Annotated in this window: 9 protein-coding genes; 4 read left to right on the plus strand and 5 right to left on the minus strand. The window is 64.5% G+C overall.

Going from position 1 to position 16085, the window contains the following annotated elements; translation table 11 throughout:
• Positions 1 to 83: 83 nt before the first annotated feature.
• The 4 genes from BC1002_RS28550 to BC1002_RS28565 all read left to right on the plus strand — a co-directional run bounded on the left by BC1002_RS28550 (position 84) and on the right by BC1002_RS28565 (position 10984).
• A complete protein-coding gene (locus BC1002_RS28550; protein ID WP_238538063.1) occupies positions 84 to 872 on the plus strand; it encodes a BMP family ABC transporter substrate-binding protein in 789 nt (262 codons plus the stop codon).
• Positions 873 to 899: 27 nt separating this feature from the next.
• A complete protein-coding gene (locus BC1002_RS28555) occupies positions 900 to 2225 on the plus strand; it encodes an ATP-binding protein (protein ID WP_013093457.1) in 1326 nt (441 codons plus the stop codon).
• 930 nt (positions 2226 to 3155) lie between these two features.
• Positions 3156 to 3830 carry a response regulator transcription factor gene (locus BC1002_RS28560; RefSeq protein WP_013093459.1) on the plus strand — a complete coding sequence of 225 codons (675 nt, stop codon included), beginning with the start codon at positions 3156 to 3158 and terminating at the stop codon, positions 3828 to 3830.
• Positions 3831 to 4564: 734 nt separating this feature from the next.
• Entirely contained in the window at positions 4565 to 10984 is a 6420-nt protein-coding gene (locus tag BC1002_RS28565; RefSeq protein ID WP_238538064.1) for an autotransporter outer membrane beta-barrel domain-containing protein, read from the plus strand.
• Between the two features lie 223 nt (positions 10985 to 11207).
• Here BC1002_RS28565 and BC1002_RS28570 read toward each other — a convergent pair whose 3' ends face one another.
• The 5 genes from BC1002_RS28570 to BC1002_RS28590 are packed head-to-tail and all read right to left on the minus strand — an operon-like array spanning position 11208 to position 16081.
• Complete coding sequence (locus BC1002_RS28570) at positions 11208 to 12389, minus strand: NAD(P)/FAD-dependent oxidoreductase (protein ID WP_013093461.1); 1182 nt, start codon at positions 12387 to 12389, stop codon at positions 11208 to 11210.
• Positions 12382 to 13812, minus strand: a complete 1431-nt coding sequence (locus tag BC1002_RS28575) for an FAD/NAD(P)-dependent oxidoreductase (protein ID WP_013093462.1) — start codon at positions 13810 to 13812, stop codon at positions 12382 to 12384. The genes BC1002_RS28570 and BC1002_RS28575 overlap by 8 nt, the downstream gene beginning before the upstream one ends.
• A complete protein-coding gene (locus BC1002_RS28580; RefSeq protein ID WP_013093463.1) occupies positions 13802 to 14143 on the minus strand; it encodes a (2Fe-2S)-binding protein in 342 nt (113 codons plus the stop codon). Before BC1002_RS28580 ends, BC1002_RS28575 begins: the two co-directional genes overlap by 11 nt.
• A gap of 7 nt (positions 14144 to 14150) precedes the next feature.
• Positions 14151 to 15287: an NAD(P)/FAD-dependent oxidoreductase gene (locus BC1002_RS28585; RefSeq protein ID WP_013093464.1), complete on the minus strand. Its 1137-nt coding sequence runs from the start codon at positions 15285 to 15287 to the stop codon at positions 14151 to 14153.
• Positions 15284 to 16081: an ABC transporter permease gene (locus BC1002_RS28590; protein ID WP_013093465.1), complete on the minus strand. Its 798-nt coding sequence runs from the start codon at positions 16079 to 16081 to the stop codon at positions 15284 to 15286. Before BC1002_RS28590 ends, BC1002_RS28585 begins: the two co-directional genes overlap by 4 nt.
• Positions 16082 to 16085 lie beyond the last annotated feature (4 nt).

The following is a 16085-nucleotide window of genomic DNA, read 5'->3' on the forward strand; positions in this document are numbered from 1 at the left end:
TGCTCGCACTGTCTGCGTTCGCCCCGACCGCACTCCGAGGCGGGACGCATGCATCCGTTGCAGGCACGGTTAGCAGATGGCCCGTGTTGCTGTTCATTCCCTTCGCCGGAAGCGATCTCGGATTCAGCGAAGCCGCATATCGCGGCTACCTCCAGGTCCGCCACAACGGCTACCGGATGACCATCGTGCGCGATGCCGACAGTCTGGGTGCCGCGCGAATTCTCACGGTTATCGGCCGACACTACACGGCAGGTGTACGCGGTTTCATTCTGGCAGGCGCTGAGCTGAGCGCAGTCACCGCAACGGCCGCAGCACAATATCCGCAAGCCTATTTCGCGACCTTGTCGGGTAAGGCGAGTGGCCCCAACGTCGTCAACTATTGTCTCGATTGCAAGAGCCTCGGTGGAGCGCTTGCTGGTGCAGTTGCCGCGAGCGTGTCGAAGACGAAGACCGTCGGCTTCGTCGGCGGCGTAGAGTCTGTCGACGGTACGGAGGCGCAAAGCTTCAGGCAGGCCGTACTTGCCAAGGCGCCCGACGCAACGGTTCTGATAGATTGGGTCGGCGACTGGGGTGACCGCCGACGCACGCAGCAGTTGACCGTGCAGCAGATCGACGCCGGTGCCGACGTACTCGTTGCAGATGCAAATGACGCGGTGATCGTCGCGGCCGTCCGCCATCCGCGCGTCCGCGTGATCGGCTGGATGGCCGATGCATCGCGTCGGTACGGAAACGTCGCAGCGAGCGTGATCATCGACACGAGCATCATTTTCCGGCGTTTCGTCGATGGAGTGGTCGCGGGCCGATTTGAGGGCGGCGACTACCCCGTCGTCGATACGGACAATGTCTGGAAGATTGTGTGGCCGCACGGGTAACCGCTGATATACGCTGAACTCGATCGCATGAGCTCGTTGAAAAACCAGATTACTGTAACGTTGATCGTACTGGTCACGGCAGTCGGCCTCATCGATGCGTATACGTCGTATTGGCTGTCGCGCAAGCACATCGGCGAACTGCTCGACGTGCACTTACAGGGCGCCGCTATCTGGCTGTCCGCCGGCAACGTCGGGGCGATAGGCTCACACGGTCCGCCGCAGCACTCCGTCGACGGCTTTGTCGGGCAAATCTGGAGGAGCGGCGACGCGGCGCCAACGGATAATACCGATCCGGAGCTGCTATTCGATCGCAATGCGCCGGACGGATATTCGATCGAGCGTATCGGCGGGCATGCCTATCGCATTTACACGTTGAGAAAGGCCGACGGCCAGTACACGTACCAGGTCGGACAGCCGGTGGCGTTCCGCGAAGAAACAGCAAGGCATGCCGCGCTCGAAAGCCTGATACCCACGCTCATCCTGATTCCACTCGTCTGGCTCGCTATTCCCTTTGTCGTCAACGCGGCGTTCGCGTCGCTGTCGCGTGCAGCGGCGCAGTCGGAGTTAGTCGGCATCCGGCATCTCGAGCCTCTCGATATATCGGGCGTGCCGGACGAGGTACGACCGTTCGCGGCTTCGGTCAATCGGATGATTGCCCGGCTTCAGGTTGGTATCGACGCTGAGAAACGATTCGTCGCCGATGCCGCGCACGAGTTGCGCACGCCTATCGCTGCGATGCAACTCCGTGTCGACAACCTCGTCAACGCTCCCGACGAGGCGGCACGCTCCGAGCGTCTGCGCGAATTGCGCGAGGCCATCGCTCGAGCGTCGACGATGATCCGACAGCTTCTCTCGCTAGCGCGAGCTGATGCACAGCTCGATCTGACAGCAATCGAGACAGTGGATCTGTCCCAGTTGGTTCAGAAGCTCGTCGCGGATTTTCTGCCGGTTGCAGATGCACGCTCGATCGATCTTGGTGTAGGGAAATTCGAGAGCGCGCAAGTTGAAGCGCGTGAAGGAGAATTGCGTATGGCCGTGCGCAATCTGCTTGAGAACGCACTGCGCTATACGCCTGCCGGCGGAACCGTCGACATCGATCTGTTCCGAAGCGCCGACGACTTGGTGGTGCGCGTGACCGACAACGGACCGGGCATTCCGGAAGCGTCCCTGGACCGGGTGTTTGATCGCTTCTTCCGTCTGCGTGCGGAGGATTCGGAAGGTAGTGGTCTCGGGCTTTCGATCGTCAAATCGGTCGTGGCGAAGTACCGGGGTTCTATTTCGCTTGCAAACCGCAGCGATGGACACAGTGGTCTGATCGCTACAATCGTTCTGCCGGCGCGCGGCACTAGGTAGGAGAGTGGGCCCAGAATGGCACCCGGTCACGGGTTTCGGTCGGGAAGCGGCGCAACGCTAATTCTCATCAAATAGGCACCGTACATACTGGCATTGTGACTACGTTCCTGTCAGGTAGCCTTCTCCGAGCAGCGAGTTGCTTGCAGCTCTTTTGGTGATGCCTGCGATCAGTGCGATTGCAATAGCGACTTGCGGCGAGCGCTTTGGAGATGTTCTCAGGATTATCGCAACCCTTCACAGTACATCTGTCGATCAATGGAAATGGATCGAATACTTGAAGACATAAGAAGATTGGAATGGGTTTCTGACGTTGCTTTGATGTCACGTGTCGGGAGTAACGTGATCGAACGTCGGTAGACGCCAATCATCGCGGCGAGGGAAGGACACTTTGGCGGCGCAGCGGGCGCATGCATAGGTCGCCTGACTTCATCCGCAGCCGTGCATCGCGACCGACCCCATTTAATAGGCCCGAGGAAGGGCCGTTCCGTCGATTCTCATTCCAATCTAATTCTTAGGATCTAAAATATTTCCTGAGACGAAGATTGCGGATTGGCGGGCTGAAAAGCCCCGGTGCAGAGTGGATTCCGGGAGTTATTGCGAGGGAATCCCTAGCGCAAGATCGTCGCCTACGCGAGAGGGACAACATGCTTAATGTGTATTTACTGCCCGTCGATTCCGAGGATAGTGAGTGTTCAGCCACCTGTGGAAATCCGGGGCGATACAGCTTCATCAACTCCGGCATTCTCGAGTGGTTCAGGAAGGTTTTCCCGCGGAGAGCTAATTTGCCTGATGCGAAGCTTCCGAACTGTTGAGAAAAAACCGGCGCATTACGCATGAATCGCAATTCGCTCAGGCGAGAAACGCGCCCGCGGAAGAATGTTCCTTGCCCTGCGCCCAACGACAACGCTCCATTGCCGTGGACATTGCACTATGCGAGTGCTCATAGTCGAAGACGACCTGCAGATTGGTCAAAGTTTGCTGCGCGCGCTTCAGGATGCGGAGTACAGCGTCGACTGGGTCCGCGACGGCAATGCCGGCAGCGCGGCCATCGCTGCCGTTGAATATACGCTGGTCTTGCTCGATCTTGGTTTGCCCGGCATGGGCGGCATCGAATTGCTGAAGGCGGCACGTGAGAAGGGGAGCAAGGTACCCATTCTGATCCTGACCGCACGTGACGACCTTGACGCCCGGGTCCAAGGGCTCGATTTCGGCGCTGACGACTACGTTCTCAAGCCCTTCCACCTGCCCGAACTGCTCGCGCGGATTCGTGCCGTGTTGCGTCGCAGGGCAGGCTTTGCGTCGTCGCGTCTAGGCAATGACACGTTGAACCTCGATCTCGACAAACGAACTCTATGTTGCAACGGAGTGTCATCCGTTCTGTCCGCGCGCGAATTCGCATTGATGTTCGCGTTCCTTGAGCGCCCCGGCACTATCCTTTCGCGAGATCAGCTCGAGGGGAAGCTTTATGGTTGGGGTAAGGAAGTCGAGAGCAACGCGGTCGACGTGCTGATCCACGGTGTACGCAAGAAGTTCGGACAGTCTGTGATTCGCAACGTGCGTGGCCTCGGCTGGACTGTGACGCTCGGCGAATCGCCGGAGGTGTGACCGCGCGTTTCGGCTAGGTCCCGTACGACGGCGATGTCAATTTTCCGGGCTCTTGTTGGCGGAAATAAGGCGAATCTCCAAATATTCTTCTTCGGCGCACTTGTGATGATCGGAGACCCCCGAAGAAAGCATAGTTCTGCGTCGCTCAGCAAGCGGCTATTCACACATCGAATCGTGCTAATCCATACTTTCGTCAACATTACGCCGTTGCCGGTCTTGCCGGCCGATGTTCAGCAGAACACGTTCGCCCCGTCACCGTAGAACACCAACCGGCTTGCCATAGCGCGACGCCCGTCGTGGAAGCGGAGTCCCAGGCTCGAAATTCGCGCCGCGCTCCTCAGCTCCTCGATATTCGCATTTTTGTTCCATTGAACAAAGCCCGGCTAGCGGCACCTGATGTTCCCTCCTACTAATAGTTATCTAAGTTATCACGCGCACTATGCAACTTAAGCGCAACGGATTGATGTATTTTCAAACGCGCATTGGGTGCCACGGCACGCTGGATCGTGAGATTTATTATGAAAACATTTAACCATATTAAGTCGCTTTTAAGTTTCATGATTATGTGACCATGCCTCCGACGAAATATTCCGGCGACGTTAGCAATTAATCATCTTCCTGGGCAGCGCTCAATTTCGTAGGCATCACTTGCCAGTGCCGGCTTGCGGTCATTCGTCGTGTCCAGAAATCGGATTTTGTCCGATCGAGCCGGGTCGCCAGTAAAACCAGTCTCTGTGCGACTCGCAGACAGATTCGATGTCTTTTCAAAAGACTGGAACCAGTTGCACCTGTTATTGCGACAGAACCGAATGAGGAAGTTCGTGTACATATTCAAGCATTCATCGCATTGTGAGTCTGCGCGGACATTGACGTCGGCGCCTTGTTTTGAGGATTGCTGCGGCCGCAAGCGTCGGACCGTGGTTGCCTTGGCCTCTGCCGTAACGTCGCTTGCCGCGCTGTTTGTTCCGGTCGCTGTGCGAGCCCAGTGCAACAGCAGCGCCAACCCGGCGCTGCCTGCGGCGCCGGCACAGACCAACTTTTCCAATCAGTCGTTTGGCGCAGCGCCGCTTCCGCAGTACTACCTGAACGCCGCGGGGCAGGCGGGATGCAAAGGCGCCGACGACGGCTCTTGGAACGGAGTGGGCCAGGATGGCTTCGCTGGTCAGTCGGGTGGTTCCTTTAACAGTGTCAACAACGGAATTACGGTGAAGGGGGGATTCGCGCCGACCTTCATCAGCCCCACGATGGGAGCGGGATGGTCCGTCGACGGTGGTGATGGTGGTGGCGGCGGACAGGGCGGTTATGACGCCAATGGCTCCGCCCACACGGGAAACGGCGGGGCGGCAGGCAATGGCGGCGCGGTCTCCGTGCAGTTTAGCGGCACGGTTGGTCCCGACCCGAAAGGTGTCCTTCCGGAAGTTGCGCTCGACGTGCAAGCCAATGGCGGCACCGGCGGAGTGGGTGCCGTGTCCAATGCCCAAGGTACTGAGCCGCTCTACGGCGGCAACGGCGGAGCAGGGGGGCGGGGTGGTCAGGCAGCGCTTAGCGCCTCTGGCAGCATTCAGTTCTATGGTGTCGGCCTGCGAGCGTCCGCCCTGGGCGGGACCGGCGGGGTAGGTGGCAACTCGCCCACTCCGGGCGATTTGGTTGTAGAAGGCCATGGAGGCAAGGGCGGCAACGGCGGCGCCGGCGGTACCGCGACGCTTGCCTTTCAGAACGGCAGTCTGACCGCCAGCACCTCGGCAGGCCAGATCTTTCCGATGCAGGCCGACGCCGATGGCGGTACGGGCGGCAGCGCTGGTGGCGCGTACGGTGGAAGTGGCAGTTTTGGCGGGACCGGCGGCAACGGAGGTAACGGCGGCACAGCGAGCGCGGAACTGGGCAGCGGTGGCCAGATCGTGTTCTCCGATCAGATGCAACCGGCGAATAGTCGGTATCAGCCGGGCAGCGGCGTAACCGCCAAGGCGAACGGCGGAGCGGGCGGGGGCGGTGGCACTGCCATCGACGGCTCATTCCGCAACGAGGGTGGTGTGGGCGGCAACGGCGGAATTGCAGGCAGCGCCAGCGCCACCGTCCTTGGTTCCATCGATTACACCGCGAATGTTCCGGGCGGGCAGTCTGCTGCCGGGTTGATCGGGGGTGAGGGGGTGCTGGTGCAGGCCAATGGAGGCGCCGGCGGTATCGGTGACGGCGCCCAGAGCACTGTCGTGGGTGAAGGCGGTGATGGTGGTAAGGCAGGCGCTGGCGGGAAGGCTTCGCTGACCCTTGGAGACGCGGCGAACACGGCGACAATTAAAACGAACGGCCCATATACACATGGCGCGTTGGTGCAAAGTGTCGGAGGCGGCGGCGGCAATGGCGGTAGTGTCAGCTTCGCGCTGGCCGGCACGGGCGGTGCAGGTGCCGCGGGCGGCGATGGCGGCGCGGTCACGGTGAACTCGGACCACGCCTTTGTCACGGTCGGCAGTCAATCAGGCGTAGGCAGCATCCCGCTGATCGCGCAAAGCATCGGCGGTGGCGGCGGAAGCGGCGGTGACGCCAGCGGCGTCACCGCTGGCGCGGGCTTCGAAATCGGCGGCAACGGCGGCCAGGGCGGCAATGGCGGCGCGGTGAAACTCACGCTGGGCCAGAACAGCGTGTTTGGCAGCCTCGACCAGAGCGGTGGAGCCGGCATTCTTGCGCAAAGCATTGGCGGCTCCGGCGGCAATGCCGGCAACGCGACGTCGAGCGGCGGGGGGCTGATCACCATGGTGATCGGCGGTGATGCCCACGGTGGCGGCGCGGGCGGCCAGGTCACCGTTGACAACGGCGCACTCGTCACGACCTACGGCGACCACGCAGCCGGTATCAAGGCTCAGTCGATCGGCGGCGGTGGCGGCAATGGCGGCAACGCTACAGCGTTCACCGTCGGCGGCCCGCTGTCGAGTTCGGTTGCCATCGGCGGACAAGGCGGCGGAGGCGGCGCGGCCGGCGCGGTGTCGCTGACCAATACGGGGCAGGTCGTTACGTATGGTTCGGACGCCGAAGGTGTCGTGCTGCAAAGTATCGGCGGCGGCGGCGGCTCCGGCGGCAGCGCCACGGCGCGTGCCGTTGCCGCATCGGCCAGCCCAAATATTCCTTCGATCAGTGTCAGCGCCGCTATCGGCGGCGCCGGCGGGACCGGCAACACCGGCGGCAATGTCACGCTTGATAATTCCGGCCTGATCACCACTGCGGGCGACAGCGCGACCGGCGTTCTCGCGCAGTCCGTCGGTGGCGGCGGTGGTACGGGCGGCGACGCAACCGCCGCGTCCTACTCCGCGTCGCCTGCCAAGGGGGCGTCCCTGTCGGTCTCCGTGGCTCTCGGGGGCAGCGGCGGCAGCGGCGGCAGGGGCGGCGCCGTCAACCTCGAAAACTCAGGGCTCGTCGCAACCCTGGGCCAGGACGCCCATGGCGTGTTCGCACAGTCAATTGGCGGTGGCGGCGGCAATGGCGGAACGGGCGATGCCTCGGCAACGGCGGCTAACGCCAAAGCCAGCTTCAGCGCGTCAATCGCGGTGGGCGGAACGGGTGGAACGGGGGGGACGGGCGGCACGGTCGGCCTGACCAACGACGGTTCGATCGCGACGCGTGGCGACGGCGCCGATGCCGTGTTCGCCCAGAGCGTGGGCGGCGGCGGCGGCGCAGGCGGCGGAGGTACCGCTGCGGCCAGCGGCGGCAAAGATGCCATCGCCGTGGGTGTTGGCGGCAAGGGTGGCGTCGGCGGCGACGGCAACACGGTGACGACGATCAACAACGGCAACATCGTCACCCGCGGCGCGGCCTCGACCGGCATCTTCGCGCAAAGCGTCGGCGGCGGCGGGGGCAAAGGCGGCAAGGGCGCGGCGGCCGCGGGCGGCAGCGGCGGCCTCGACACGATCTCCAACGCCCAGACGCTGTTTGGCATTCTGGGTCAGGGCCTCGGCCTCAACCAGAACGTGCAGAACCTGGGCAACAACATCCTGCAGGTCGGAGTGCTCGGCGAAAAAATCAAAGCGACTTATGGTGACCTGGAAAAGCTTCTCACGCAGCCGGACGGGGTATCGAAAGTTCTGGGCACCGTGAACCAGATCAGCGTCGGCGTGGCGGTCGGCGGCAGTGGCGGCGCGGGTGGCCAGGGCGGCGCGGTGAACGCCAGCAACACCGGCGCGATCGGCACCTATGGCGCGCAATCCCACGGCATCTTCGCGCAGAGCGTTGGCGGCGGCGGCGGCAGCGGCGGTGCGGCGAGTTCGACCGGCAAGTCGAATAATGATTCGAAGGTGCAGGCCGCGGTCGCCGTGGGCGGCAGCGGTGGCGCGGCGGGCTCGGGCGGGGCGGTGAGTGTGGTGCAGAAGGCAAATGGTGCAGTCGAGACGCAGGGGGTGGAAGCGTTCGGCGTGTACGCGCAGAGCGTAGGCGGCGGTGGCGGCAACGGCGCGATGTCGGGGGCGGTCAGCGGTTCGCTGAAAAGCCTGTCGATCGCCGTGGGCGGCAATGGCGGAGGCGCCGGGAATGGCGGCGACGTAAGCGTCAGCAACGGCGGCACGGTCACGACACTTGGCAAGCACAGCGTCGGCATCCTCGCGCAAAGTATCGGAGGCGGCGGCGGTGTCGTGACGACCGCGAGCAGCGATGAGACATTCGATCCTTCCAAAGCCGTCCAGAATCCGCAGGGACGGATCGCCGACATCTACGGGGTGACACTGAGCTTCGGCGGTCAGAACGGCAGTTCGGGAAATGGCGGCGGCGTCACTGTCAACACGCAAGGCAACGTGACGACGAGCGGGCTTGACGCGCACGGTATCGTCGCGCAGTCGATCGGCGGCGGGGGCGGGTTCGTGGCGGGCGGACAGATCAACACGAACACGAACGCGCTCGTTGGCGCCGGCGGCGCGAGCGGCAATGGCGGCAACGTTCTTGTCGTGGACACCAATAACACTGTCTCTACCACCGGCGACGGTGCGTATGGGATCGTCGCACAATCGATCGGCGGTGGCGGGGGCTTTGCCGGCGACCCGTCCGCCCCGAACTACTACGCCGACAATACGGGCGGCGTGGTATTTGCCAACAGCGGCAATGGCGGCACCGTCAACGTCATCGTGGTAAACGGCGGGAAGGTCGTGACGACCGGCCGGTACGCGCCGGCAATCTTCGCGCAATCGATCGGCGGTGGCGGTGGTCTGGTGGCCTCCAACTACAACTCAAGCCCGCTCGGCCCGCTGCATGATGTGGCACGTGGCAGGGCGGGTGGCGCCGGCGTGGGCGGCCTGGTCGCCGTCAACGTCAGGGATAACGACACGGTCATGGCCACAGGTGTCGGGTCCGCCGGCATCCTCGCGCAAAGCGACGGCCAGAAAGGCGGGCAAATCTCGATCCACCTGGCGCCCGGGTCGAAAGTCATAGGCGGCACGACCGATCCCAATTTCCGGACCTCCTCAATGGGGGGATTGGACCCGGAGTTTCGCGACGCTGCCGCCGTCCGTCTGATCGGCGGCAATAACAACATCATCACCAACCAGGGCACCATCCAGACCTTGGGCAAATACGCGATCCTGGTGGACCCCACGTTGTATGGCGAGGCGTCCGCCACCACCACGGTCAACAACTCCGGCACTATCACGGGTGACATCCACGTCCTTGGTGGCCCCGGCAACAGCGTTGTCAACAATCTGCCCGGGGGCGTTATCGACACACCGGCCACGCTGAACGTCGGAGGCGGCACGGTGAACAACGCCGGCACGCTGAAAGTCGGCGGCGCGAAGTCGATCGGCAATACGATTCTCACCGGCAATCTCGTGCAGAGTTCGACTGGCACGCTGAACGTACAGATCGATCCGGCCAACAAGCGGTCCGATCTGCTCAACATCACGGGTACCGCCGCGCTTGCCGGCAAGGTGCAGGCCGATCCGGTGAGCTATCTGAAGAGCACGAGCACCGTGCTGTCGGCGGCCGGCGGAATTCGGCCGGATACGGCGCTCGCGGGTTCTTCCACGCCGGTCTACCGCTTCACGCCGCTGGTGCAGGGCAACACCGTCGCGATCAAAACCGATGCGGACTTCGTCGGTGCGAGCAAGGGGGCTTCGGCCACGCAGCAGAGTGTCGCAGCCAATCTGGACCGGTTGTGGAACAGTGCCGATCCTACCTTTGCTCCCATCTTCGGAGCCTTCGGTAGCGCCGGTAGCACGGCGGGCTATGCCCAGACGCTAACCGCCGTTTCCGGCCAGGAGTTGCTCGGCGTTGCCGCTGCGCGCTACCAGTCCAGCCAGGCATTCTCGCGCTCCGTCTTCAGTTGTCCAGAGTTCGGCGACGACGACACCACCGTGAGAAAGCAGGGCTCCTGCGTGTGGTTCCGCGCCACGGGCATGTGGGAAAACCGCAGCGCCGACGCTTCGTTCCCAGGTTTCGGCTGGCAAGGTACGACGATGAAAGTCGGCGGGCAGGTCCAGCTACAGCCCGGCTGGTTCCTCGGTGGCGCCATCGGCTACGAGACCGACCGTTTCACCGGCAACGACAACCTGACGAGCGCCAACGGCAATGCGCTTCTTGGCGTCGTCGCGCTCAAGCACGAGGTCGGGCGGTGGACTTTCAGCGGTGCGGTGGACGCGAGCTATGGCTGGTTGAACAGCTCGCGCGTGATCCCGAGCGCCAATGCGGTGGCGACCGCCTCGCCCAATTCGTTCAATCTCGGAATGCACATGCGCGCGGCCTATCAGATTCCGTTCGGCCGTTTCTACCTGGAGCCGGCGCTCGACGGCGACCTGAACTACATCAATCTCCCGGGCTACACGGAGAGCGGTGCGGGCGCGCTCAACCTGAAGGTGAATAGTGCGAACAGCATCATTGCGACCGGCACGCCGAATCTGCGGATCGGGACGCGCGCGCAGATAGGGTCAGCGACAGTCGACGCTTATGTCGGCGCCGGGGTGAGCTTCATTGCAGGCAATAGCTACACGACCAACGCGTCGTTCGCCGCTGCCCCGGGTTTCGGCAGCTTCACCAATACGCTCACCAATGCGCACGTTGCAGGCAAGTTTTCCGCTGGGGTAGAGGTCTATACGACCAAACGTCTCGATGTGCGTCTGGAGTATGACGGCGTCGTTGCCGCGCACGAGGTCGAGAATGGCGGCCAGATCCGGTTCAAGTACCGGTTCTGAAAAAAGCCTCCGGGACCCGGAAAATGCAGCAAAAGCCATAAAGCGTAGTTGGATTGATGACCAGGATGCGCTGTCGCAAATCCGGTTCGGGTACCCAGTGCGCAAGTTGATTCAACACGCGCGCGTCGTCGACGTGACGGAATGGGCTTATGGCGGTCGATTTTTCGCCCGGCTCTCCTTGGTTGGAGTACAGGAAAGCGCACCGGGCGGCGCGCGGGTGCGATCAGTACGCGGCGGTGCTGGCCGTCGGCTGCGGCACGGACTGGCGCGTAAAGCGGTCGATCGCGAAGTCGTCGAGCGGCAGCGAAGCCTTGCCGTCGAGCACGAGTTCGGATACGAGCCGCCCGCAGGCCGGTCCAAGCTGGAAACCGCTGCCGCAATAGCCGAACGAATAGACGAGATTCGACGCGCGGCGGCTAGGTGAGAGCACGGGCAGCGCATCGTCGGTGAATGCTTCGACGCCGGCCCACGCGCGGTTCACGCCGAGATGCCGCAAATGCGGGAAGAGATCGACGACGGTATTGGCGCTACGCACGAGCCGCGCGAAATCGACTTCGCCATGCCGGCCATGCAGATCGGCGATACCGATCAGCCTGCCGCCGATCACGACGGTGCCATTGTCGAACTGCTTGAACGACAACGGACGCCCGGTTGCACCCAGCGTCGCGCGGCAGAACGGCGCGACGCGATGCGTGACCATCAGCATCAGCCCTTCGGGGTGCACGGGCACGCGTTCACCCACCTGTTCGGCCAGTTGTCCCGCCCACGCGCCCGCCGTGACGACGAGTTTGTCCGCGCTGAACTCGCCGCGCGGCGTCTGCGCGAACCAGCGCGTGCCGCGTTGTTCGATGCGCGTGACCGGCGTTCCTTCGAAAAACGCCGCACCATGCCGCTGCGCGGCGAGTCGGAAGGCGGTGGTGGTCTTGAACGGCAGCGCATAGCCGTCGCGCTCGACCCAGATGCCGCCCGTCACGTGCCGCGCGAGCGACGGCTCAAGTTCGAGCACGCTCGCGCGGTCGATCAGCTTTTCGTGCGTGAAGCCGTGCGCTTCGAGTTGCGCGACGCGGGCGCGGCATTCGTCGAGTTCGGCTTCCGTCTCCGCGATCTTCAACTGGCCGGACGGCACGAAGCCGCCGTCGTCGCCGATCGTTTCGCGCAGGCTGTGCCAGATTTTGCGCGACATCAACGCGAGCGGAATCTCGGGCAGCGGGCGGCCGAGCGTGCGCACGCCCCCCGCATTGACGCCTGACGAGTGCCGCCCGACGTAGTCGGCTTCGAGCACGATCACGTTCGCGCCGCGCGCGGCCAGATGGAACGCGCTGCTCGAGCCGTGCAGCCCGCCGCCGATCACCAGCACGTCGGCCTCGCGCACGGCGCCGGAAGAGGAGCGGGTAGCGTCATTCACCGGCGAGTTCTCCGAGCGTCAGCGGCTTGATGGGCGGACGGATGCGGTAATAGCCGACTTCGCCCGGCGGCACCTTGCGCGCGTCGGCGATGATTTCGGTGACGGTCAGGCCGCACATGCGACCCTGACACGGGCCCATCCCGCAGCGTCCGAACGATTTCGCCTGGTTCGGGCCGAGGCAGCCGAGTTCGACGAAACCGCGCACGTCGCCCGCCGTCACTTCCTCGCAGCGGCACACGACCACGTCGTCGCGCGGAATGCGGTTCGCGTCGCGCGGGCGGTACAGGCTGTCCAGAAACGGACGGATGCGCATCACGCTCTCCAGCGCGCGGCGGTGCGGCTCGGCTTCGCGCTCGCAGGCAGCCGCATCGATGGCACCGAGTTGACTGGCGACCCGTAGCGCGGCGAGCGCGCCCTGTTCGGCCGCCGCCAGCGCACCGCCGATACCGCCGCCGTCGCCCGCGACGAAGATGCCCGGCACGTCGAGTTCGCCCCATGCGTCGGTGGTCGGTGCGAAGCATAGCTGCGCGGCGTCCCAATGGTGGTGCGCGCGCAACGACAGCGTGAACTGCGTATTCGGCACGACGCCCTGATGCAGGAGGATCACGTTCGCGTCGATCCGCTGCGCACGGCCTTGCGTGCTGAAACTCAGCGCGGCGGCGCGCTCGACGCCTTGCGCGTCCTGCTTCGACTCGACGCGCAGATCGTCGGCGGCTTCGTAGATGGGCACGCCCGCGGCGCGCAGCGTGCGGATCAGTTGCAGGCCCTTGCTCAGGAACGGCCACGCGCGCAACGCCGACAGCAGATGTTTCTTCGCGCGCCAGCGGTCTTCGTGACGAGTCGTGTCGACGAGTGCGCGGATCGGCACGCCGGCACGCACGTACTGCCAGCCGAGCAGATAGAGCAGCGGACCGCAGCCCGCCAGCACGGGCGGCTCGGCGGGCACCTCGCCCGCGCTTTTCAGCAGGATCTGCGCGGCGCCCGCCGTCAGTACGCCGGGCAGCGTCCAGCCGGGAATCGGGAACGGCCTTTCCAGCGCGCCCGTGGCCAGAATCACGCGGCGTGCGTCGAAGCTGCCGACCTTGCCGTCCCTCAGATAGTGCACGGCATGTTCGCGCGTCACCTGCCACACGGACGCATGCGCGACATGCCGTGCGCCAGAGCGCGAGAAGGCGTCGGCGAGCGATGCGCCCGCTGCGTAATCTGGGCCGAGAATCTCCTTGCGGCGCGCATCGGCGCGGCCGATCGCCCGATAGATCTGCCCGCCGACGGCGTCCTGTTCGTCCAGCAGCACCACTGACAGGCCAGCGCTCGCGGCGCGCGTCGCCGCGCTCATGCCGGCCGGACCGGCGCCGACCACGACGACATCGACGGCTTCCGAAGGGAAACTCGACACGGTTTCGACAGCGTGATCAGCGGGCATGAGCGTCCTCCAGTGAAACATCGACGGGCGGCAGATCGCGCGCGCCCTCCTGCGAGCGGATGCGCATACCGGCGCGCACGGTCACCATGCAGCTTTGCCGGCTCGGCACGCCGTCGATCTCGACGAGACACTCGAAGCACGCGCCCATCATGCAATACGGCGCGCGCGGCGCGCCCGAGACGGGTGTCGCACGGAACCGCGCGATGCCGGCAGCGAGCAGCGCCGCCGCTACCGACCGGCCGCCCGGCACGCGCAGCGGCTGATCGTTGAACCAGATGTCGACCGGCGCATCGGCGCCGGGCAAGGCCTTGAAGAGCGGTGTGGGGGTCATGTCGGAATCAGTGAGCGGGGGTGAGTGCAGGGGATTCGAGAAAGCGCGTGCCGGACAGCGCGGGGATTTCATCGGGCATCGCGCCGCCCGCGATCCACGGCGCGATGCGCAGCGCGTGCGCGGCGGCCAGCGTCACGCCGCTGTGGCAGGTGACGGCGAACGCGCCGGGATGGCGTGCGGATTCGTCGTAGATCGGAAAACCATCGGGGCTGTAGACGCGCAACGCGGCCCACGTGCGCACCAGCCGCACGTTCTTCAGCAGCGGAAAGGCGCGCACGCCGCGCCGCGCAATATCGGACAGCACGGGCGTCGTCGTGAAGTCGTCGAAACCGACTTCTTCCATCGAATCGCCGAATTGCAGCGTGCCTTCGTCGGTTTGGCGCACGTTGAGGGTCGGGTAACGCAGGAACGGCGCGACGCGTTCGCTGATCAGCACCTGTCCGCGATTCGGTGCGACGGGCGCACGCAGTCCGACGTGCGGCGCGAGCGCGCGATTGCCGAGGCCCGCCGCGAGCACGACGCGCGCCGCGCGGTAGGTGCCGCGTTTGCCTTGTACCGTGAAGCCGCCGTGTTCGGGTGTGATGCGCAGCGCTTCCTCGTTGTTGACGAGCTTCACGCCGTGCCGCTGCATGCCCGCGTGGAGCGCGCGCAGCAGCTTGAGCGGATTGACGTGGCCGTCCATCGGCGTGTAGCTCGCGCCGATCACGTCCGGGCCGATTTCGGGGATACGCTCTCGCACTTCGCGCGCATCGAGCAACTGATACGGGTAGTCGCCCAGTTCACGCTGCAGGGCGCCGAGACGCTTCGCGCGTTCTGCGATTTCGTCTTCGGAGAAAAAGAAGTGGAAGCCGCCGGGCTGGCGCAGCGCGACGTCGATACCGGTTTCGTCGAGCAACGCCGCAGCGAGCGACGGCCAGCGCGAAGCCGAGCTGCGCGACCAGCGTGCATACGGCGACAAGCCATAGCCCTTGCCCTGAATCCAGACCAGCCCGAAGTTGCCGCGCGACGCGCGGAACGCGCCGTCGTCCTGGTCGAGCACGGTGACGTTCGCGCCTTCGCGCGCAAGGCCCCAGGCAACGGCGGAACCGACCAGTCCGCCGCCCAGCACGAGCACGTCGGGGTTGTCGGAAGCGTGACGAATCATCGAGCTTCTCCAATGAGGATGCGGTCCAGTCCGACCATGCGGTCGAGCAGCACCATCAGCAGAACCGTGCCGACGATCAGCACCGCCGACACGGAAGCGACGAGCGGATCGATGGTCTGCGCGATCTGGTTGTACATGGCGACGGGCAGCGTGGTCGTGCCGGGGGTCGCGACGAATATGGTCATCGTCAGCTCGTCGAAACTCTGGATGAACGACAGCACCCATCCGCCGGCGACGCCCGTGCGGATCATCGGCAGCACGACGCGGCGAAACGCGGTGAAGCGGCTCGCACCGCACGACAGCGCCGCGCGTTCGGCATCGCGATCGAGCCCGACGGCCGACGACAGCGCGAGGCGCAGCCCATACGGCAGCACGACGATCACGTGCGTTGCCGCCAGCGCCCAGAACGAGCCGCTCAGATGCAGCAGTGACAGAAAGCGCAGGAACGCGATGCCGAGCACGACGGCGGGAATCATCATCGGCGACAGGAAGAAGCTCATCAGCGCGCCACGGCCCGCGAAGCGATAGCGCGCAATAGCGAGCGCGGCGGGCACCGCGAGCGCCACGCCGATGGTCGCCGCCACGAACGCGAGCCGCACGGAAAGCCAAAATGCCGACACGATGTCGTCGTTCTCCAGGATCGCGCGAAACCAGCGCAGCGACGCGCCGTCGAAGGGCATCGAGATGAAGCCCTTGTCGGTGAACGCGACCAGCATCACGGCGACGAGCGGTGCGAGGATGAAAGTGAGGAACAGCGCGTTGAACAGCAGGCCCCACAATCCGTTCTGTTTCATGGCG

The sequence above is a fragment of the Paraburkholderia atlantica genome (assembly GCF_000092885.1).
In the GTDB taxonomy this organism is placed as follows: Bacteria; Pseudomonadota; Gammaproteobacteria; order Burkholderiales; family Burkholderiaceae; genus Paraburkholderia; species Paraburkholderia atlantica.